Raw genomic sequence first — 19,746 nt, forward strand, 5'->3', positions numbered from 1 at the left:
TCGAACGCCAACCGCCGACCGGGAAGCGCTCGAGCGACATCACACGCTTCTGGCGGGCGCCTGGCGAGCCGGCGCGCCATCGGCGACATAGTAGGGTGCCTCCGAGGCCGGCAGCGGCTCGCGCCCGCGTACGCGATCGGCGAGCTTCTCCGCGATCATGATGGTGGTGGCGTTGAGATTGCCGGTCACGATCTGCGGCATGATCGAGGCATCGATCACGCGCAGCCCCTCGATGCCGTGAACGCGACCCTCGCCATCGACCACGGCTTCGTCGTCGCTGCCCATGCGGCAGGTGCCGCAGGGGTGGTAGGCCGTTTCGGCATGCTGGCGGACGAAGGCGTCCAGCTCCTCGTCCGACTGCACATCCGGTCCCGGCGAAATCTCCCGGCCACGGTAGGCATCCATCGCCGGCTGCGCGATGATCTCGCGGGTCAGGCGGATCGCGGCGCGAAACTCCTCCCAGTCGCGCTCGGTGGCCATGTAGTTGAACAGGATACTGGGCGCGCTGCGCGGATTCCGGTCGCGCAGCTGCACCCGCCCACGGCTCTCGGAGCGCATCGAGCCGACGTGTGCCTGGAACCCGTGGGCCTGGACCGCGCTCTTGCCGTTGTAGCTGATCGCGATCGGCAGGAAGTGATACTGCAGGTTGGGCCACGCCTCGCTGTCGTCGCTGCGGATGAACCCGCCGGCCTCGAACTGGTTGCTGGCGCCGATGCCCCTGCCCAGGAACATCCACTCCGCGCCGATCTTGGGCTGGTTGTACCACTTGAGTGCCGGATAGAGCGAGACCGGTTGCTTGCACTCGTACTGAATGTACATCTCCAGGTGGTCCTGCAGGTTCTCGCCGACGCCCTTGAGCGGATGGACCACGGGAACGCCGAGCTTTTCCAGCAGCTCCGGGTTGCCGACGCCGGAGCGCTGCAGGATCTGCGGCGAGGCGATCGCGCCACCGCACAGCAGCACCTCGCGACGGGCCAGGGCCTGGCGCGGCTGACTCTTGTGCAGGTAGTTGACGCCGACGGCCCGCTGATCCTCGAACAGGATCCGGTCCGTGGTCGCATGGGTGACGATGGTCAGGTTCTCGCGCTGCTTGGCGATGTCCAGATAGCCGCGCGCGGTGGAAGAGCGGCGGCCGTTGGGCGTCGTCGAACGGTCCATCGGGCCGAAGCCCTCCTGCTGGTAGCCGTTGAGATCCTCGGTGCGCGGGTAGCCCGCCTCGACACCCGCCTCGATGAACGCCTGGTAGAGCGGGTTGTTGTCGGGTTTCGGCGTCGCCACGCTCAGCGGTCCGTCGCCGCCGTGATAGTCGTTGGGGCCGATATCGCGGCTTTCCGCCTTGCGGTAATAGGGCAGGCAGTCGCGGTAGCGCCAATCCTCCAGGCCCGGCTGCTTGGCCCAGTTGTCCAGGTCCAGGGCGTTGCCGCGGATGTAGCACATCCCGTTGATCAGCGACGAGCCGCCGAGCCCCTTGCCGCGGCCGCACTCCATGCGACGGTTGTCCATGTGCGGTTCCGGATCGGTCTCGAACGCCCAGTTGTAGCGTTTGCCCTGGAGCGGGTAGGCCAGTGCCGCTGGCATCTGGGTGCGGAAGTCGGCGCGATAGTCCGGACCGCCGGCTTCCAGCAGCAGCACGCTGATGGCCGGATCCTCGGTCAGGCGGGTGGCGAGCACGTTGCCCGCCGAACCCGCGCCGATGATGATGTAGTCGAATTCCTGAGCCTGTTGCATACACACGCTCCTCTGAGAAGAAAATGGGCTACGAGCTAAGAGCTAAGAGCTAAGAGCTAAGAGCTAAGAGCTAAGAGCTAAGAGCTAAGAGCTAAGAGCTAAGAGCTAAGAGCTAAGAGCTAAGAGCTACGAGCTACGAGCTACGAGCTACGAGCTACGAGCTACGAGCTACGAGCTACGAGCGAAAAGGTTGCGAAGCTCGGAAATCGACTGACGATTGCCGTTGCGGCCCGCTCGGCTTTCCGTTCTTGGCCTTCGGCTCGCAGCTCAAGGCCCGTCGCTCGTCGCGGATATCAGAACACCGAGGCGAACGGCCCCATCTCGATCTGGACCGATTTGGTCTGGGTGTAGTGCGCCAGGGTCTCGACGCCGTTCTCGCGACCGATGCCCGACTGCTTGTAGCCCCCGACCGGCATCTCCGCGGGGGAGTCGCCCCAGGTGTTGATCCAGCAGATGCCGGCCTCGATCCGGTGGATGACGCGGTGGGCGCGGTTGAGGCTTTCGGTGAACAGGCCCGCGGCCAGGCCGTACTCGGTGTCGTTGGCGCGGCGGATCACCTCCTCCTCGTCATCGAAGGCGAGGATCGACATGATCGGGCCGAAGATCTCTTCCTTGACGATACGCATGTCGTCTTCGCAATCGGTATAGGCGGTGGGCGCGACCCAGGCGCCCTTGGCGAACTCGCCCTCGGTCAGGCGGTCGCCACCCACCAGCAGACGTGCGCCATCCTGCTTGGCGATCTCCAGGTAGCTCGCCACCTTCTCGAGATGCTCGAAGCTGACCAGCGGGCCGAAATTGGTCTCCGGGTTCAGCGGATCGCCGGCCTTGATGCGGTTGACCCGCTCGACGATCTTGGCCTCGAACGCCTCCTTCACCGAGCGGTGGACGAATACGCGGGTGCCGTTGGTGCAGACCTGGCCGCTGGAGTAGAAGTTGGCCATCATCGCGCCGTCGGCGGCGCGGTCGAGGTCGGCATCGTCGAACACGATCAGCGGCGACTTGCCGCCCAGTTCCATGGTGACGTCCTTGAGCGTGGAACCGGCCGCGGCGGACATTACCTTCTTGCCGGTACCCACCTCGCCGGTGAAGGTGATCTTGGCAAGGCCGGGGTGCTCGGTGAGCATGGCGCCGACGCTACCGTCGCCCTGGACGACGTTGAACACGCCGTCCGGCAGGCCGGCTTCGGTGAAGATCTCGGCCAGTTTCAGCGCGGTCAGCGGCGTGACTTCGCTCGGCTTGAACACCACCGCATTACCCGCGGCCAGGGCCGGGGCGGCTTTCCAGCAGGCGATCTGGATCGGGTAGTTCCAGGCGCCGATGGCGCCGATCACGCCCAGCGGCTCGCGGCGGGTATAGACGAAGGAGTCTTCGCGCAGCGGGATCTGGGTGCCTTCGATGCTCGGCGCCAGGCCGGCGAAATACTCCAGGGCGTCGGCGCCGGTCACCACGTCGACGCTGGCCGTCTCGCTGATCGGCTTGCCGGTGTTGAGGGTTTCCAGCTCGGCCAGTTCATCGTTGCGTTCGCGCAGCAGGGCGACTGCCTTGTGCAAGATGCGTGCACGCTCCATGCCGGTCATCGCCGCCCACTGGCGCTGGGCGCGCTGGGCGCTCTCGATCGCCTTGTCGACGTCGGCCGCGGTGGCCTGCTGGACGCTGGCGATGACCTCGCCAGTGGCCGGATTGACGGCGTCGAAGGTCTGGTTGCCGCTGGCCGGCGTGTGGCGGCCGTCGATATAGAGTGTCTGCGTCTCGAGTCGTGCCATGATGACTCTCCTTCGAATGGCGAATGAAATAGCGTGGCCGCTGTTTCGGCGGCCTGAATCCGATCTCTGGATCGATTGCGCCGGCTCGGCGCGGGTGCCTTCAAGCGTAGTCGTTGGCGCGGGTTCGGCTGTGGCTGGCGGTCTCGAGCTGCACTCGAACGTAGTCGTAGGCCAGTTGACGGGCGCGATCCACGTTCAGGCCCTCCTGGGCCAGGGCACCCCGCAGCCACAGTCCGTCGATCAGGGCGGCCAGTCCGCGCGCGGCGTCCCGGGCTTCCCGTTTCGGCAGCACGCGCCGGAACTGGCAGCTCAGGTTGGAGTAGAGCCGGCGGTCGTTGACCCGCTGCAACCGCTGCAATGGCGGGTGGTGCATGCTGCTGGCCCAGAACGCCAGCCAGGTCTTCATCACCGAGCGGCTGGTCTGGCTGCGATCGAAGTTGCCGTCGATGATGGCACGTAGATGCGCCTCCGGTGGGGCATCGCCCAGCGCCGCACGCCGTTCCAGCACGGCGTTGCCCAGATCGCTCAGGACGTGGCGCATGGTGGCTTCGAGCAGCCCGTCCTTGCCGGCGAAGTAGTGGCTGATGATGCCGGTGGAGACGCCCGCCCGCTTGGCGATCCTGGCGATCGTGGCATCGGCCAGTCCCGCCTCGTCGATCGCCTCCAGCGTCGCCTGGATCAGTTGGCGGCGGCGAATGGGTTGCATACCGACTTTCGGCACGGGCTTTACTCCTGCAGCGGGACTGACGTGATCGAACCTTACGGATAACCCGTTTCAGATCGGGTTTCCAGTGATCGCCGGGGAACCCGACTATTATCGAACCGACGACGTCGTTTGCCGACCATTATGGAAATTTTTTATTGAACGGTCAATCAATAAAAACTAGAGTATTGTGTCATCGAATGGAAAATATGACATTCGATAATCAGTGCTTATTGACGAAAATCTACAATACGTTCAGGGAGTTCAAGCACCATGAGATATCAGCCGATTCTGTGGACCCTGGCCGGTGCCGGCCTGGCTGCGGCGCCGCTGGCCCAGGCGCAGGAGCAGGAGCCCGAGAGCTGTCAGACCGTCCGCTTCGCCGAGGTGGGCTGGACCGACATCCAGGCGACGACCGCCTTGACCAGCGTCGTGCTCGAAGGGCTTGGCTATGAAGCCACTTCGGACACCGTCTCCGTGCCGGTGGCCTACGCGGGCCTGAAAGGGGGCGACTTCGACGTGTTCCTGGGCAACTGGATGCCGTCGATGAAGTCGATCAGCGACCCCTACATCGAGAAAGGGCAGGTCGATCGTCCGCGTGCCAACCTGGAGGGTGCCAAGTACACCCTGGCGGTGCCGGAGTACGTCATCGACGCCGGCGTCACCTCGGTTGCCGACCTGGACGAACATGCAGACCAGTTCGGCCACAAGCTGTTCGGCATCGAAGCGGGCAACGACGGCAACATGATCATCCAGCAGATGATCGACGACGACGCCTTTGGCCTGGGCGACTGGCAACTGGTCGACTCCAGCGAGGCCGGCATGCTTGCCGAGGTCCGGGCGCGTACCCAGAGCAAGGAGTGGATGGTGTTCCTGGGCTGGGCGCCGCACCCGATGAACACCAACTTCGATATCGGCTATCTCTCCGGCGCGGACGACTACTTCGGTCCGGACTACGGTGGCGCTACCGTCTATACCAATACCCGCGCCGGCTACGTCGACGAGTGCGGCAATGTCGGGCAGCTGCTTCAGAACCTGAGCTTCACGCTCGACATGGAAAACGAGGTCATGGGCAGCATCATGGACGACGGCGAGGACGAGAAGGACGCAGCCCGCGCCTGGCTCAAGGCGCATCCCGAGACGCTGGACAGCTGGCTCGAGGGCGTCGAGACGGTCGATGGCGAACCGGGCCTGCCGGCGGTCAAGGAAGCGCTGGGCATCTGATCCACCGCCGGGGGCGGACAGGGGAAAACGAGCCGAAAATGGCGCCGATTCTCACTGCAGGCTTGTCCTTCGACGAGCCTGCAGGTATAGTCCGCCCCCGTTGTCACTCGGCAACGTTTGCCGTCTCCCGGCAGCAGCGTCGGCTACGTAGCTCAGCTGGTTAGAGCACATCACTCATAATGATGGGGTCCCCTGTTCGAATCAGGGCGTAGCCACCAACGCTTCTCCTCTCTAGCCATTATCTATCCTCGGATATTCCTTCGCTCGCCCGGACGTGCTGCGCACGGTCACCAGGCCTGCCAAGTGGGGGAGAGGGGACGCGCAGCGTATTGATTGTGCTCGGTTATTCCTTTTCGACAATTCGAGAAATCCTGGCTTCCGGCCTTGACGCAAAAGACTCAGCGCGTATACTACGCCGCGTGCTGAAGGATGGTCCCCGATAGCTCAGTTGGTAGAGCAAATGACTGTTAATCATTGGGTCACAGGTTCGAGTCCTGTTCGGGGAGCCAACATCCATATCAGCCAGCGGTGAACGACGATCCCCGATAGCTCAGTTGGTAGAGCAAATGACTGTTAATCATTGGGTCACAGGTTCGAGTCCTGTTCGGGGAGCCATCGCTATCATCGTGACGAGAGATCGCTGTATCGATCCCTGATAGCTCAGTTGGTAGAGCAAGCGACTGTTAATCGCTGGGTCGCAGGTTCGAGTCCTGCTCAGGGAGCCAGCTGAACGCTTAGAAAAGACATCCTGCTATGTAATGCCGCCTCTGCACTCATTCCAATCACTGACGGATGAGGTGTAGTCATGCGCGTTTCAGCAACGGTTTGCTCCAAGGGCGGCGTCGGGAAAACCACCACGACGGCCAATCTGGGCGGTCTCCTGGCAGACGCCGGTCTACGGGTCCTGCTCATAGACCTGGACTCCCAGCCAACCCTCTCTTCCTACTATGAGCTGTCCCAGCCTGCCCCTGGTGGGGTGTACGAGCTGCTCGCGACAGAGCTGGTCGACCTCGACCAGATTATCTCGCACACCGCTATTCCCAATCTCGACATCATTGTCTCGAACGACTATCGGAATCAGTTGCAGCAGTTGTTGCTCAACGCCCCGAATGGTCGTTTCCGCCTGATCGATCTGCTCGATCGCTTTGCTGATCGCTATGACGCCATCCTGATCGATACCCAGGGCGCGCGCTCAGTGATTCTCGAGATGGCCGTCATGGCTGCCGATCGGCTGATCTCTCCCATCGTTCCCGAACTGCTAACCGCCCGCGAATTCGTGCGTGGCACTCAGGGCATGCTCAACGAGCTGCGCGAGCTGGCGCGCTATACCCGTTTCGAGGTGCCGCCGGTCTCCATCCTGCTCAACAAGATGACCGACCAACTGCGCGACGCCCGCGATATCGCCGACAGCATTCGCACCATGTATGCCGAGGTCGAAGATCACGGCATCAGCGTTCTCGAGACCCCGCTGGTCAATCTCTCCGCCTATCGTTCGGCTGCGCTGCAGGGCTTGCCCGTCCATCGGGTCGAGCCGCGCAAGCCATACAGTCGCAAGGCACCGGCCTGTGCCGACCAACTCAAGGCCGTGGCCATCGATCTCTATCCCGAGTGGGCCGATGCCATCCGCGCAGTAGGCGCAGTAGGCGCAGTAGGCGCGGTCACGCCTAACGGCAAATTGGGCATGGGTAAATCGGGGGTCGGTCATGTCCATTGAGGCCGCATCCCCGGCAGACGCAGAGGCCATGGGGCTTCTGCCACCGCATAGCATCGAGGCCGAGCAGTCCACGCTGGGCGCGTTGATGCTCGACAACACAAAGTGGGATGACATCTGCGAAATCGTCGATGCCGGCGCGTTTTATCACTACCCGCATCGGCTGATCTTCAAGGCGATGGAAGCGCTATCCCATGACGAAAAGCCGCTGGATGTGGTGACGCTCTCCGAGGTGTTGGAGCGCGATGATAATCTCGAGACCTGCGGCGGCTTGTCCTACCTGGCCGAGCTGGCCCGTAACACGCCGTCGGCAACCAATGTGGTCGCCTATGCCGGCATCGTTCGCGAGCATCAGCGTCGCCGGCAGCTGGTCAACATGGGGCGTGATCTCAGTCAGCGGGCGCTGGATGGACAGCAGCTCAGTCAGGCGTTGGTCGAAGCCACCGAGCGTCAACTGTTTGAGCTGGCCGAAAATCGGCAGGGCAAGGAAACCGGCATACGTCCAGCGTTGACCGCAGCGATCGATACTATTGATCGTGCCTTCAACGCCAAGGATGGCATTACCGGCACACCCACCGGTTACCAGGACCTCGACGCGCTCACCTGTGGCTGGCAGGCCTCGGACCTGATCGTCATCGCCGGTCGCCCATCGATGGGCAAGACCACGCTGGGGATGAACCTCGTCGAGAATGCGCTGGTTGCCACGGCGGGTCGCACCGAATTGGCCACCGCACCGATCTTCGTCTTCTCGCTCGAGATGCCCGAGGAGCAGCTGATGCTGCGTCTGATGGCGAGCATGGGGCGGCTGGACCTGAGCAAACTCCGCTCTGGCCAGTTGGACGACGGGGGCTGGGAGAAGCTGACCTCCGCCACGAATCGCATACTGGGCTTCGAGGAGCGTCTGTTCGTGGACGACTCCAGCGGGCTCTCGGCAACTTCGCTCAAGTCCCGCGCCCGTCGGCTGATGCGCCGCCATGGCAAGCCGGCCCTTATCCTCATCGACTACCTGCAACTGCTCGAGGAGCCGGGCTGCGAGAACCGCAATAACGAGATTTCGGCGATCTCGCGCATCCTCAAGGCCACCGCCAAGGATCTCAACTGCCCGGTGGTGGCGCTCTCGCAGCTCAACCGCACGCTGGAAAATCGCCCCAACAAGCGGCCCTGCATGGCCGATTTGCGCGACTCGGGCGCGATCGAGCAGGACGCCGACGTCATCGGCTTCGTCTACCGCGACGAGGTCTACAACACCGATAACCCCGACAACAAGGGGCTGGCCGAGCTGATCATTGGCAAGCAGCGCAACGGTCCCACCGGCACGGTGCATCTGACGTTCGTGGGCTCGAGCACCCGGTTCGAATCACTGGCGTGGAAACAGTTACAGGAGACGCGGCCATGAACTGTACAGCTCACGATCTCCAGGATCTTGAAACTCGCCTCGCTGAAAAGCGCGAAGAACTCGCACGGCTTAATCGCGAGTGTCGTGTGCTTCGAGATGAGCGGGAGCAACTGATCCTGTCGCTGGAGGGGCAATTGGATCTGTTTCGTCAGCAGCTTGATCACACCGATCAAGTCATCGGGGAGGTGACCCATGCCTGATGCACTGCCAATCCGCTGCTCGACGCGCGCCCTGAAGCGCGTGGTGCGTTACGCCGTGACTCATGGCTGGAACGTCGAGCGTACCCGAGGTGGCCACGTTCGTTTCATTAAGCCGGGCTGCCCGCCCGTATTCACCGGTTTTTCACCCAGCGACGCGCGTGCCGAGAAGAACGTGCTGGCACGGCTGCGCAGGGTGCAGCGACAAGAGGGGGATGAGGCATGATTCCCGATCGCATCCTTCGCAAGATCGAGCGCTGTCTGGCGCTGTCGCACTCTGCCAACGAGCACGAGGCCGGAACGGCCCTGCGTCAGGCGCAGCATCTGATGGACGAGTACGGCGTCAGCGAGATCGATGTCGCGGCATCGACCATCGACCGCGTGGCCGTCAAGTCCCCGGCCGGGCGCAAGCCGCCGCGCTGGCTCGATCATCTGGCCAGCCTGGTCAATGCCGCCTTCGGTACCGCCACGGTCTACGAACCGCGTCCTACGTTCGAGAGCTGGCAGGGGTACTTCGCCTTCCTCGGTGAGGCGAGCCAGGTACGCATCGCGGCTTATGCCTTCGAGGTGCTGCAGCGTCAGCTGATCAGCGATCGCAAGGCATTCCTGAACGGCATGCACAAGCGCGCGAAGCGCGTCACCAAGATCCGTCGGGCAGACGCCTATGCGCTGGCATGGGTCGCCGGGGCATATGAGCACATCGTCCCGGTGCAGAAGACGGAGGCGTCGGTCGCGGCGATCGAGCACTTCCAGCAGCGCTTCTATCCCCAGCTCGAAGCGATGGAGGCCATCGATCGCGGTCAACGCCGTGACGATCAGCGGGCAATGGCCCGGGGGTACGCCGCTGGCCGTAATGCGCGTCTGCATGGCGGCGTCGATCGCGACCAACACAAGGAGCTGTCCCATGGCTGAGATCATCACGTTTCCGACACGCGCCGCGACCGACCGGGGTATGGAGCGCTATCTGCAGGGCCGGGAATGTCTGGCCCTGGGACTGCTCGATCCCTTTGCCGGCTGGGTCGAGACACTGGAGTCCTGGTTCGCCGCGCATCCCCAGGCGCACAACAAGCGCAACGATGCGCTGCGCTCGCTGCTCATCGATACCTGGCTGGTCTTCCATATGGCCTGCGACAAGGCCAGTCGGCTCGAGATGGAGCCCCACCACAGCCTGCGCTGGGCACAGCTCCAGTATTTCGACCTCAGCGATTTCGAGCTGCTGGTGATCGTCAACGACAATCTTCTCGATCTGCGTCGTGGCCTGCAGGCGCTGTGCCAGCAGCATCCGCCGCAGACGCGCAGCGACCTGAGCCTACACGGGTTGACCCAGAGCATCGGTCGTCTCAACCAGCAGTTGAACCATTTTTTCGATTCTGATGGCTGCGCCTCGCGGCAGCCGGAGTGGACCTCATGAGTAAACCATCCGTTACCCCCGACCAGATCACGGCCAAGCTGAACCAGCCGGGGCCGACGCTCAGGAGCCAGCCCACCGATCGGCTGCCGGCACCAACCCGCGAACAGGCGATGTCGCTCACGCTGGATCAGCTGCGTCCCTACGACCGCAACCCCAGAACCCATCACAATCCGAAGTTTGATGAGATCAAGGAGTCGATCAAGGCGGTCGGGCTCAAGCAGAAGTTGACCGTCACGCAGCGTCCCGGCGATGACCGCTACATGATCTCCGACGGTGGCAACACCCGCTTGACCATTCTCAATGAGCTGTACCAGGAGACGGGCGATCAGTCCTTCTATCACCAGGACTGTCATTTCATTCCGTGGCAGGGGGAGATCAACGTGCTCGCCGGCCACCTGGCCGAGAACGACAACCGAGGGCAACTGAGCTGGATCGAACGCGCGCGCGGGATCTTCGAAGCCAAGCGCATGATCGAGGAAGACGCTGGCGAGACCATCTCCCAGCGTGAGCTGACCAAGCGGCTACGCGTCCTGGGTTACACCATCAACCACAGCCATATCTCGAAAATGCTTTACACCATCGAGCATTTTCTGCCGACCCTGCCGCTGACGCTGGATGCTGGTATGGGCAAGGGACAGATCGAGAAGCTGATCTCCTATCGCCAGTTCTGCGACGAGTGCTGGATCCGATGTGCCGACTACTGGATCGAGCACGCCGATGACCTGGGCGAGGGTGAGCGCTGGGCCAACAACGTCGTCGAAGGCGATTTCGCGCTGGCCTGGCATGAGGAGATGGCCCAGCTCGATCACGAGGGGCAGACCGAGTTTCGCTGGAACATCGTCGAGGATCGCTTGAAGGGCATGCTCAACGAGCACACGGGCCTGCACTTCAACCCCATCGACATGGCCTGGAAGAACTGGTTCACCGTGCGCAAGTATGCCCGGGCGGCAACGGACGAGGAGCGCGCGGATATCTGGACCACCGTCGATAGTGAACTGGAACGACTGCGTCATCCCCAGGAGCGCCACCTCTATCCACCAAAACCGGACACCTCCCCGGATGGCTCGTCATCCGGCAAGGCGTCGGGCGCCTCCTCGCTGCCATCGACCGCCAAAACCTCTCAAGGCCGTGGCGAGCCCACCGGCGGCGACGGTGAACTCGACCCCAATGATCTGACATTCGGCGATGGCCAGAGCGACCTCGATCCCACGCCGGAACCGTCGCCGACGCGCGGTGTGCCGGATACGGGCGGGGTGGGCGAGTCGGTCGCCATGAAACAGATGCGCGCCCAGCTCGAGCAGCTCGAGCAGCGCAACGCCGAACTCGAGGCTCAGACTCAGCGAACACCGGTGGCCCCACAGGGCGGCAGCTTCGATGACGACTGGAACGACAACACTGGCGGGCTGCTGGACACCGATGGTCTGTTGCAGGAGCACACACCTCAGCCGACGCGCTCTGCCGAGGAGCAGGCGACCATCGCAGCCGATCTGACCCTCTCTCCCCACCACGAGACGGAAGGCCATCGCCAGTTGCGTCACTGGCAGGCGAAGGAGCACGGCGAGGAGGCCATCGACTTCGAGGCAGCGGCCCTCAAGAGTGTGCCGCTCCAGGACGGTGGCCGTGTCGCCCCGATCACGGATCTCTGGCATGTGCCGACCTGGCGTCGCAACGCCCAGGATCTGCGCATGCAGGTCGGAGAAGTGGTCCAGGTGCTGGCCAGCTGGGCGGGAATCGAGGCCAGCGGATCCAGCGAAGTCATTCGCCTCAACGCTCGCGACGGTATCGGTTACGAACTCAGTCCGCTCGAGGGCGCTCCCAGCCGCCGCGCTCAGCTCGTCTGGCAACTGCTGGCCGGTCTCGAGGGCAACATTGATCCGGTGATGCCGAGCGATATCTCGCTGCTGGGTGAACTGGTGGGCAGTCATGGTGACGACGCCGAGGTGCGTCTGCCCGACGGTCTCTTCGTTCGTGTGTTCTGGCTGACCCGGCTGATCCGGGTGCTGCGTGACGTGCTCAATGCAGAGGGGGATTCGTGATGGCAACACCGCAACTCAACCATGCGCTGTTCAACCAGGCGCTAATCCTGATCCGTGAGGGCGACATGCGACGAGCTCGCGCGCTGGGCTTCCGCGACGACGAGCTGCAGAGCCTCAGTCGTCTGCGGGCCAGCGAGATCGAGTCCCTGATCCACGAGTTTCCGGGCGTGGCCCGGTTCGAGCTGGATCACGACACCTTCAAGGCGGCGCTGCGCCGAGTCGATCGCGACCAGGATCGCGACGGGCTGGTCGATCACTGCATTCGACACGGGGCCAGCGTGCACATGCTGTCCACCTTCTTCGGTCTGACCCCGAACGACTGCTCGGCGCGTCGCACGCTGCTGGGCGTGCCGAGCCGGCAGGGACGCTTGCCCATGCCGGAAGAGAAGGTAGAGCACGAGGCGTACCACCGCTGGCAGACCATCTCTGATGACCCGGCTGGCCCCGGTGCCGTGGAAGACATTCGCGGCATGCTGGTGTTGGCCGAAGAGGTCGCGCTGCCCTTGGCGGTGATCTGGACCCTGATCAAGCAGTGGACCCAGCCGGAGCAGGCGCGACAGCAAAGCCTGCCTGCCGAGGATGAGGGCGTGGTGCGTGAAGGGGTGGCGTGATGAAACATTTTGACGCGCTCATCGGGCGCGCCGCGTCATCCATGACTCAACGCCGAGGCGATGCCGCCTCGGCGTCAAACAGTCAGGAAGATGCGCTCGACGGCCTGCTGTTCATGGGGAACCCCCATGAAACCGTTCCCCGAGCCCTGCTGCTCGACCAACGCCTGGGCGCGGTCGACGTGCTCGGCTGGCAGATGATCCGGCTGCTCTCGAACGCCGATCGCACCACTGCATTTCCCACCTATGACGAACTGGAGCCGCTGCTGCGTTCCGGTGCGAACCGCAAGGCGTCACGCAAGACCGTGGCGCGTGTCATCGCGATCCTCAGGCTGACCCGGTGGATGACCCTGGGCATGAAAGCTCGCAACACCGGTAACGGGCGCATGATCGGCAACGTCTACGTGCTGCACGACGAGCCGTTGGCACCTGCCGAGTCGCTGTCGCTGGATGCCGAGTACATCGAGTACGTCATCCGTTGCACCCGTCATCACAACCGCGATGTGGCCGAGGTGGCGCAACTCGTCCGCGACGAGCTGGCCGAGGGCGGAGTGCTCGAGCTGCCGACCCGACTCGATGTCATCGACCAGCGTGCCGAGCGGCAGAGGCGTGCAGAGTTTCCAGCGGAAACTCAGTCAGCCGGCGCCCAGTTTCCGGCAGAAACTCAGCCAGATTCGCCCGGTTTCCGGCGGAAACTCGGGCAGTTTCCCGAACCCGAAGATCCCAGTTTCCAGCGGAAACTCATGCGTGAATCAGGCACTTACGACACAGTTTCCGATGCGGCTCGCCCTACAGTACGTAGTTATACAAACAGTGTTTGTAAAACCACCGCGCGCGAGCCGGGCGACACCTCGCTGGTCTGGAGCTGGCCGCTCGAACTGACTGCCGACGAGCGGGAATCGGTCACGTTCCTGCTGACGGGGTTGTCGACCGAGATGCAGCAGGCGGTGATCGACGAAGCCGCCGGGCGGGTCGATGCCGGCAAGGTCAAGAACACCCTGGGCTTCCTGCACACCCTGGCCAAGCGTGCCGCCTCGGACAATTTCCAGCTGACGAACTTCGGGCGCGGCGTCGCCAACAAGCGGCGTGACCAGGCCGAAACGAGTGATGAACAGAACCGGGTCGTCACCGCGCCGGTGGTGGCGATGTCGCCGCCAAAACCGGCCGAGCCGGAACCGCAGCCGATTTCGGCTGCAACCGAGCAGGCGCGAGGGGAGATGTTCAAGCGCCTCGGACTTCGGCGCTAGAAACCCTTGAGATCGCGTTTAACATTTTCGGTAGGGCAATGCTCAACGACCCCTGATGCTGGCATCCCATCCAGTGCATCGACGACTCAGGAGTGATTATGGCCAGCACTGAGCCACGTGTAGGGCAGCTACGCAGCAAGATCGAGATGACCCTGCACACCTATCCGGCAGTGCTTGCCTGGCACGGGCGCGGAGTCGAGAGCGGAAAACCCCAGGTGGTTGGCCTCAAGCAGTTCCTGTCGCTGGCCGGTCGTGTTCACCAGGCAGCAGGCCGGGACGACCCCTATGCCGATAGCTGGCTGCTCATGCTCGAGGAGAAGGTCGACGAGACCCGACAGGCGCTGCAGCAACTGGAAACTCGAGTCAGCAGTGTGCTGAAGCAGATCCCGGAAGGGCTGGATGTCAGCCGCAACGTCAGCCAGCAACCGTTCGTGACGCCCGTGTTCACCGGTGGGCAGATGGGCTGGCAGGCCGTCATGTTGCTGATGCAGTACGACAGCATCGTGCGCGATGTCTTGCTGGCTCATCACATTGGATTGCTGGGCAACAAGCAACGCGGCGCAATGATCCGTGATCAGGGCGGTCATGCCTTGCGTTCGCTCTGTTACGCCCCCGTCAAGTTCCCCGGGTTCAGCGGGGCAACGCGGGATGACTTCGCGGCTAATAACGCCAAGGCGCGAAACGCCCTCGAGAAATACGGAGAGCTGCCGCAGGACATCCTGGAGGGGACGCGCCGCAGCGAGTTTGCGCCGACGATCCGGCGTGAGGAAGCTTCACCGTCCGGCAGCGATCAGGGACACAGACTCGAAGGCGCGGACCTGGACGACGACCAGTTGCTACCCCAGCCCGGAGCCTCCGAGGACTAATGCTGCAGGTGAAGCCACTGGCATCACTTCCCGCAGGATCGGTGGCTGATTCCGGGGAATCACTTCAACGAGACCAGGGTGTTTCCCCCGGAAACACTCCAACGAGACCAGGCCAGGGTGTTTCCCCCGGAAACACTCCAACGAGACCAGGCCAGGGTGTTTCCCCCGGAAACACTCCAACGAGACCAGGCCAGGGTGTTTCCCCCGGAAACACTCCAACGAGACCAGGCCGGGGTGTTTCCCCCGGAAACACTCCAACGAGACCAGGCCGGGGTGTTTCCCCCGGAAACACTCCAACGAGACCAGGCCAGGGTGTTTCCCCGGAAACACTCCCCGCAGGATCGGTGGGGCTACCAAGTATCTGCAACGAGAATAGGACAGGACCGTAAGCGCGATGACTGCACTGGAACAGCGTCAGGACTTTGCACTGAATCAGTACGCAAAGGGCCTTTTAAAACCCTTTAAGGGTAAAGGGGAGATTCTTCGATTTCGGGACGAGCTGGAAGAGGAGTGTCGTCGGATGTGGCAAGAGGCAGCGGACTTCGCCAACCGCTACAACCGCACGGTGGTCCAGGCAGGTCTCTGGCTCAAACCGCATAACAACAGCGGGGGGCGTGTACGCGCAGTGCAGTGGCGCGACAAGGCCCAGACCCAGATGGGGCGACGTCTGCTTGAGGCCGTGCTCCAGTACGGTGATGTTTCGGTGGGGATGAAGCGTCAGTTGATCGAGATCGAGACCGAGCGCGCGATCTTCAATGCCAAAGTCGCGGCGGCGACTCGACAGGTCGATCGCCTCAATCGCCTGCTGAAAGACCTCGACGAGATCGAGGCCATGGTCTGACACCTGCAACGTTCCGGAATAGTTCGCCACCGGCCTTAACGTTTCCCGCTGACGCCCTTTGCCGCTCCCGGCCACTGTAGTCGGGCATACATTCGATTCAGGAGATTCATATGAGCACGCATTTCATGGGCGAGGGGAACATCGGTTCAGATCCGGAAGTGAAGATGTTCTCCTCTAACGGCAATCAGCCACCGCGTGGCGTCATGCGCCTGAATGTCCGCTTCGATAATCCGGTACCGACCGATACCGGCAATGTCGATAAAGGCGGGTTCTGGGCAAACGTCGAGATCTGGCATCGCGATGTCGAGCAGTGGGCACAGCTTTACCAGAAGGGCATGCGGGTCATGGTGTCGGGCCGCATGGTGCTGGACGAGTGGCAGGACAATGAGGGCAACAGCCGGTCGCAGTTCAAGGTGCAGGCCGTTCGCATCGGCATTCTTCCGTTCCGCGTCGCCCAGGTCGTGCTTGAGCCAGCGCAGGGACAGCAGACACCTCGTCAGCCGCCTTCGCAACAGGGGGCGTATTCCAAGTCCGCTGGACCAGACGGCGAATGGGACAATCCGGTGAGCACAGATTCGGACAGTCTGGGGTGAGCGGATCTACAGGCATCAGAGGCGAATCAATATGAGACAAACCGGGAGTGGTGGGATGAAACACTGGGTAGTGGCAGTGGGGGTGGTGGCTTTGGCCGGATGCGCGGCGCAGGATCACTATTACTCGAACGGTGTCTGTGTCACCTGTTTCGACAATCCGGTCACGGGTGAACCGCTGAACTACGACCCCAGCGAGACGCCGCAGAAGGTGGCGACCAATGCCGAGAGGCAAACGGTCGACGCCAAGAGTCTGGGCAGTCAGAGCGGTTCCGCCGATATCGATTCCCGCGTCGATGTCGATACCGCTTATGCCCGGATCAAGTCGGCGATGGGATTCCGCTCCCCCAATGACTTCGAGAGCCCGGAAAGCACGACGGCCAAAATGCAGATGGGGGATGTCGCCTGGAAGCACGACCGCACGCCGGGGGCCTATTATAATCTCGGTGATTACGGACGCCAGACCCTTGGCGGGACGCGATACTCGATCCTGCAGCGGGTTCAGATCGAGAAGAGCGGCGCGGGCTCGCGCATCCACTACAGCTGGGCTCCGGCCGACAAGCGAACCCTGTATGACGGTGATGCCATGGAGTCCGCGCTGACACAGCGCCTCAACGCCGCGCTAGACTGACCACTCATGCCCAACTTCTTCACCATCAAGGATGGTTGGAGTCTGGACGAACAGCTGGGCAACATGCTGCGGGAACTCGACGACGCGCAGGAGACCGGCCGGGTCGTCGAGTTTCGTGTTCGTCTCAAGGCATTGATGCGCGAATGTGATATCGGCACCGAGACGGTCGTCGACTGGATCGACCTGGGGATACTCAAGGATGAAAGAGACTGAGGCAGCGGTCTATCAGCGGTTCTTCATTCGCCCGCTCCCGGGACGTCGCCCGCTGATCGAGTCGGAGATTCAGGCCATCATCGATCACGCGGTCGATTGCCGTTTCGCCCCCGACGGCATGTTGCTAAAACCGACCATTCTCAAGCCCGGTCAGGGACATTACCTGATCCCGGTGCGCTGGCTCAGCGGTGAGATCATCACTATCGACGATGCTTCCACGGCCCAGTGGTTCTGGCTCGATGCTGACATCCCGTTCAATGGCCTGTTGGCTCGGCGCTTGGCTCTGGCGCTAAGACGACACCCGGAGGTCGCCTGTGTGGCCGAAGACAATACGCGCGGCGCTGCCCATGGCAATGCGGAAGCCTGGATCATCGACGACGCGCATTACCTGCTCCAGCTCGATTAACATTCCCCGCTGAATCCCCTGATCCAGCCCGTCACGCTGAGGCCATACCCATTTTTGTGAGGCCCGGTGTCATGTCCCGCTTGTTTCTCTGCGAAAAACCCTCTCAGGCGCGCGATATTGGCGCGGTCCTGGGGGCGACCCGTAAAGCCAATGGTTGTCTGCAGGGCGACGGCATCGTTGTAACTTGGGCCTTCGGTCATCTCCTCGAGCAGGCACCCCCCGAAGCCTACGATCCCGAGCTGAAGCGCTGGTCACTGGAGTCGCTGCCGATCCGTCCGGCGCAGTGGAAGAACACGGTGCGCAAGGACGCCGGTAAGCAGTTCAAGGTGATTCAGGGACTGTTGAAACAGTGCAGCGAAGTGGTGGTGGCCACCGATGCCGATCGGGAAGGCGAGACCATCGGTCGCGAAATCCTTGACGCCTGCCGCTATCAGGGTCGTGTCTCTCGGCTCTGGCTGTCCGCACTCGACCAGGCATCGATTCGCAAGGCGCTGGCCAATATCCGGCCGGGAGAGTCGACGTATCCGTTGTACCAGGCGGGACTGGGCCGTTCCCGCGCGGACTGGCTGGTTGGAATGAATCTGACCCGCGCCTTTTCGGTGCTGGCTCAGCAGCAAGGCCACCAGGGCGTCCTGTCGGTGGGCCGGGTGCAAACACCGACTCTGGCCTTGGTGGTCAGGCGCGACCAGGAGATCGCGAACTTCGTGCCCAAACCGTTCTGGGAAGTGGTGGCAAACCTGCAGGCGCAGGGCGGTTTGTTCCAGGCAAAGTGGCTGCCGGCCAACGCCGACTGGCTCGACGAGGAGGGGCGATGCGTCAATCCGGAGGCGGCACGAGCGGTCGCATCCCGATGCCAGGGGGTGGCGGCGATCGTTGCAGCCATCGAGACGGCACGCAAAAAAGAATCGGCGCCGCTGGTGATGGATCTCGGCACGCTGCAGCAGGAGTGTTCGAAGCGATACGGCTTCGGTGCCCAGCAGGTGCTCGACATCGCTCAGTCCCTCTACGAGACCCATAAGGCCACGAGCTACCCGCGTACCGATTGCCGCTATCTGCCGATATCGATGCTGTCCGAGGTCGGGGCCGTCGTGACGGCGCTCCTGCATTCGGATGAGAAGCTCTCCCCGGTTATCGATCAACTGGACCAGACGCTCAAGAGTCGCGTCTGGAACGACAGCAAGATCACGGCTCACCACGGCATCATTCCCACCACGGCGCCTTGCCGTATCGATCGGATGAGCGATGAGGAGTTCCGGGTTTACGATCTCATCCGTCGGCACTATCTGGCGCAGTTCCTGCCGGGCTACGAGTTCGACCAGACCGATGCCAGGCTGAATCTCGCCGGCGAGACCTTCGTCGCCTCGGGGCGACAGGTGCAGGTCGATGGCTGGAAGGTGCTCTTTCCCCGAGGGAAGGGCAAAGGGCAGGACGGTGATGACGAGGAGCAGGAGGCTTCCAGTGCGCAGGCGCTCCCGCCTCTCCGTCAGGGGGAGAGCTGTTCGGTTCGGGATCTGCTGGTGAAGGATCGTCAGAGCCAACCGCCGAAACCCTTTGCCGAGGGGACATTGATTTCGGCGATGAAGAACGCGGCCCGTTTCGTCACTGATGAGCGGCTACGAGCGCGACTGCGAGAGAGTGCCGGCATCGGTACCGAAGCGACACGCGCCGGCATCATCGAGACGCTGCTCAAGCGTGGTTTCATCCGGAAGAAGGGGCGCACGATCGTCTCGACCCCGGTGGGCCAGGGGCTCATCGCGGCGTTGCCGCCTCAGATTAGCAACCCGGGGATGACGGCACTATGGGAGCAGGCGTTGGATCAGGTCGCCGAGGGAGCGATGACGCTGGATGATTTCATGGAGCGACAAAGCGTGCTGCTCAATAAGCTCATCGAGATCGCGCTTCAGCGTCCCCAACTGAATCTCCCTGAAGCACCGAGCGAAACCTGTCCCAAGTGCCAGGCGAAGATGCGCAAGCGCAAGAGTAGCAATGGTCCCTTCTGGTCTTGCTCCCGTTATCCGGATTGCACTGGGACTAGGGCCATCTCCAAACCAATCGCGAAAAGGACTTCTCGAAGTTCGAATAAAACGGGCGAAAGCCGTAAACCGAAACCTTGAAGCAATTTTCTGGACCTTTTAAGAAATGGGTATCCGTATTAAGTGGTTGATGGGGCACCTT

Annotated in this window: 20 protein-coding genes and 4 tRNA genes; 21 read left to right on the forward strand and 3 right to left on the reverse strand. The window is 62.6% G+C overall.

All coding sequences use genetic code 11. The annotated features are described in order from the left end of the window. Window positions 1–39 precede the first annotated feature (39 nt). From betA to betI, 3 genes are all read right to left on the reverse strand, one after another. Entirely contained in the window at window positions 40–1,728 is a 1,689-nt protein-coding gene (gene betA / locus AAGT95_RS13855) for a choline dehydrogenase (protein ID WP_342594178.1), read from the reverse strand. 293 nt (window positions 1,729–2,021) lie between these two features. Then, window positions 2,022–3,491, reverse strand: coding sequence for a betaine-aldehyde dehydrogenase (gene betB, locus AAGT95_RS13860; RefSeq protein WP_342594179.1), 1,470 nt, complete (start codon window positions 3,489–3,491; stop codon window positions 2,022–2,024). Between the two features lie 100 nt (window positions 3,492–3,591). After that, window positions 3,592–4,197 carry a transcriptional regulator BetI gene (gene betI, locus AAGT95_RS13865; protein WP_425356021.1) on the reverse strand — a complete coding sequence of 202 codons (606 nt, stop codon included), beginning with the start codon at window positions 4,195–4,197 and terminating at the stop codon, window positions 3,592–3,594. Between the two features lie 270 nt (window positions 4,198–4,467). On the opposite strand from betI, the gene AAGT95_RS13870 reads away from it, so the two are divergent. The 21 genes from AAGT95_RS13870 to AAGT95_RS13970 all read left to right on the forward strand — a co-directional run bounded on the left by AAGT95_RS13870 (window position 4,468) and on the right by AAGT95_RS13970 (window position 19,685). Further along, the gene (locus tag AAGT95_RS13870; protein ID WP_110710461.1) at window positions 4,468–5,418 is read left to right on the forward strand and encodes a choline ABC transporter substrate-binding protein; all 951 of its coding nucleotides are present in this window, start codon (window positions 4,468–4,470) and stop codon (window positions 5,416–5,418) included. A 141-nt stretch (window positions 5,419–5,559) separates the two neighbouring features. After that, a tRNA-Met gene (locus tag AAGT95_RS13875) sits at window positions 5,560–5,636 on the forward strand. Between the two features lie 215 nt (window positions 5,637–5,851). Further along, a tRNA-Asn gene (locus AAGT95_RS13880) sits at window positions 5,852–5,927 on the forward strand. A 30-nt stretch (window positions 5,928–5,957) separates the two neighbouring features. Next, window positions 5,958–6,033: transfer RNA gene (locus tag AAGT95_RS13885), tRNA-Asn, on the forward strand. Window positions 6,034–6,067: 34 nt separating this feature from the next. Continuing rightward, window positions 6,068–6,143, forward strand: a tRNA-Asn gene (locus AAGT95_RS13890). Between the two features lie 80 nt (window positions 6,144–6,223). Continuing rightward, window positions 6,224–7,132 (forward strand): ParA family protein, encoded by a 909-nt coding sequence (locus AAGT95_RS13895; RefSeq protein ID WP_087721001.1) that lies wholly within the window; start codon window positions 6,224–6,226, stop codon window positions 7,130–7,132. Then, a complete protein-coding gene (dnaB, locus tag AAGT95_RS13900; RefSeq protein ID WP_425356057.1) occupies window positions 7,128–8,525 on the forward strand; it encodes a replicative DNA helicase in 1,398 nt (465 codons plus the stop codon). The genes AAGT95_RS13895 and dnaB overlap by 5 nt, the downstream gene beginning before the upstream one ends. After that, window positions 8,522–8,725 (forward strand): hypothetical protein, encoded by a 204-nt coding sequence (locus tag AAGT95_RS13905; RefSeq protein ID WP_071232212.1) that lies wholly within the window; start codon window positions 8,522–8,524, stop codon window positions 8,723–8,725. Before dnaB ends, AAGT95_RS13905 begins: the two co-directional genes overlap by 4 nt. Further along, window positions 8,718–8,948: a type II toxin-antitoxin system HicA family toxin gene (locus tag AAGT95_RS13910; RefSeq protein WP_071232213.1), complete on the forward strand. Its 231-nt coding sequence runs from the start codon at window positions 8,718–8,720 to the stop codon at window positions 8,946–8,948. Before AAGT95_RS13905 ends, AAGT95_RS13910 begins: the two co-directional genes overlap by 8 nt. Beyond that, the gene (locus AAGT95_RS13915) at window positions 8,945–9,634 is read left to right on the forward strand and encodes a DUF2786 domain-containing protein (RefSeq protein WP_342594181.1); all 690 of its coding nucleotides are present in this window, start codon (window positions 8,945–8,947) and stop codon (window positions 9,632–9,634) included. The genes AAGT95_RS13910 and AAGT95_RS13915 overlap by 4 nt, the downstream gene beginning before the upstream one ends. Next, complete coding sequence (locus AAGT95_RS13920; protein WP_071232215.1) at window positions 9,627–10,133, forward strand: hypothetical protein; 507 nt, start codon at window positions 9,627–9,629, stop codon at window positions 10,131–10,133. Before AAGT95_RS13915 ends, AAGT95_RS13920 begins: the two co-directional genes overlap by 8 nt. Beyond that, a complete protein-coding gene (locus tag AAGT95_RS13925) occupies window positions 10,130–12,169 on the forward strand; it encodes a ParB family protein (RefSeq protein WP_342594182.1) in 2,040 nt (679 codons plus the stop codon). Before AAGT95_RS13920 ends, AAGT95_RS13925 begins: the two co-directional genes overlap by 4 nt. Continuing rightward, on the forward strand, window positions 12,169–12,780 hold the full coding sequence (locus tag AAGT95_RS13930) for a DUF2857 domain-containing protein (RefSeq protein WP_071232217.1): 612 nt from the start codon (window positions 12,169–12,171) through the stop codon (window positions 12,778–12,780). Before AAGT95_RS13925 ends, AAGT95_RS13930 begins: the two co-directional genes overlap by 1 nt. Next, complete coding sequence (locus AAGT95_RS13935; RefSeq protein WP_342594183.1) at window positions 12,780–14,024, forward strand: STY4528 family pathogenicity island replication protein; 1,245 nt, start codon at window positions 12,780–12,782, stop codon at window positions 14,022–14,024. The genes AAGT95_RS13930 and AAGT95_RS13935 overlap by 1 nt, the downstream gene beginning before the upstream one ends. Before the next feature lie 98 nt (window positions 14,025–14,122). Then, window positions 14,123–14,890 (forward strand): PFL_4669 family integrating conjugative element protein, encoded by a 768-nt coding sequence (locus AAGT95_RS13940; RefSeq protein ID WP_071232219.1) that lies wholly within the window; start codon window positions 14,123–14,125, stop codon window positions 14,888–14,890. 394 nt (window positions 14,891–15,284) lie between these two features. Then, window positions 15,285–15,731 (forward strand): DUF3158 family protein, encoded by a 447-nt coding sequence (locus tag AAGT95_RS13945; RefSeq protein WP_083387383.1) that lies wholly within the window; start codon window positions 15,285–15,287, stop codon window positions 15,729–15,731. Window positions 15,732–15,841: 110 nt separating this feature from the next. Next, entirely contained in the window at window positions 15,842–16,324 is a 483-nt protein-coding gene (locus tag AAGT95_RS13950; RefSeq protein WP_342594184.1) for a single-stranded DNA-binding protein, read from the forward strand. Window positions 16,325–16,379: 55 nt separating this feature from the next. Continuing rightward, a complete protein-coding gene (locus AAGT95_RS13955) occupies window positions 16,380–16,952 on the forward strand; it encodes a hypothetical protein (protein ID WP_342594185.1) in 573 nt (190 codons plus the stop codon). A gap of 6 nt (window positions 16,953–16,958) precedes the next feature. Continuing rightward, window positions 16,959–17,165, forward strand: a complete 207-nt coding sequence (locus tag AAGT95_RS13960; RefSeq protein WP_071232223.1) for a hypothetical protein — start codon at window positions 16,959–16,961, stop codon at window positions 17,163–17,165. Continuing rightward, the gene (locus tag AAGT95_RS13965) at window positions 17,152–17,571 is read left to right on the forward strand and encodes a hypothetical protein (protein WP_342594186.1); all 420 of its coding nucleotides are present in this window, start codon (window positions 17,152–17,154) and stop codon (window positions 17,569–17,571) included. The genes AAGT95_RS13960 and AAGT95_RS13965 overlap by 14 nt, the downstream gene beginning before the upstream one ends. 71 nt (window positions 17,572–17,642) lie before the next feature. Continuing rightward, entirely contained in the window at window positions 17,643–19,685 is a 2,043-nt protein-coding gene (locus tag AAGT95_RS13970) for a DNA topoisomerase III (RefSeq protein WP_342594187.1), read from the forward strand. Window positions 19,686–19,746: the final 61 nt, after the last annotated feature.

This window comes from Salinicola lusitanus (assembly GCF_038648475.1).
GTDB classification, from domain to species: domain Bacteria; phylum Pseudomonadota; class Gammaproteobacteria; order Pseudomonadales; family Halomonadaceae; genus Salinicola; species Salinicola lusitanus.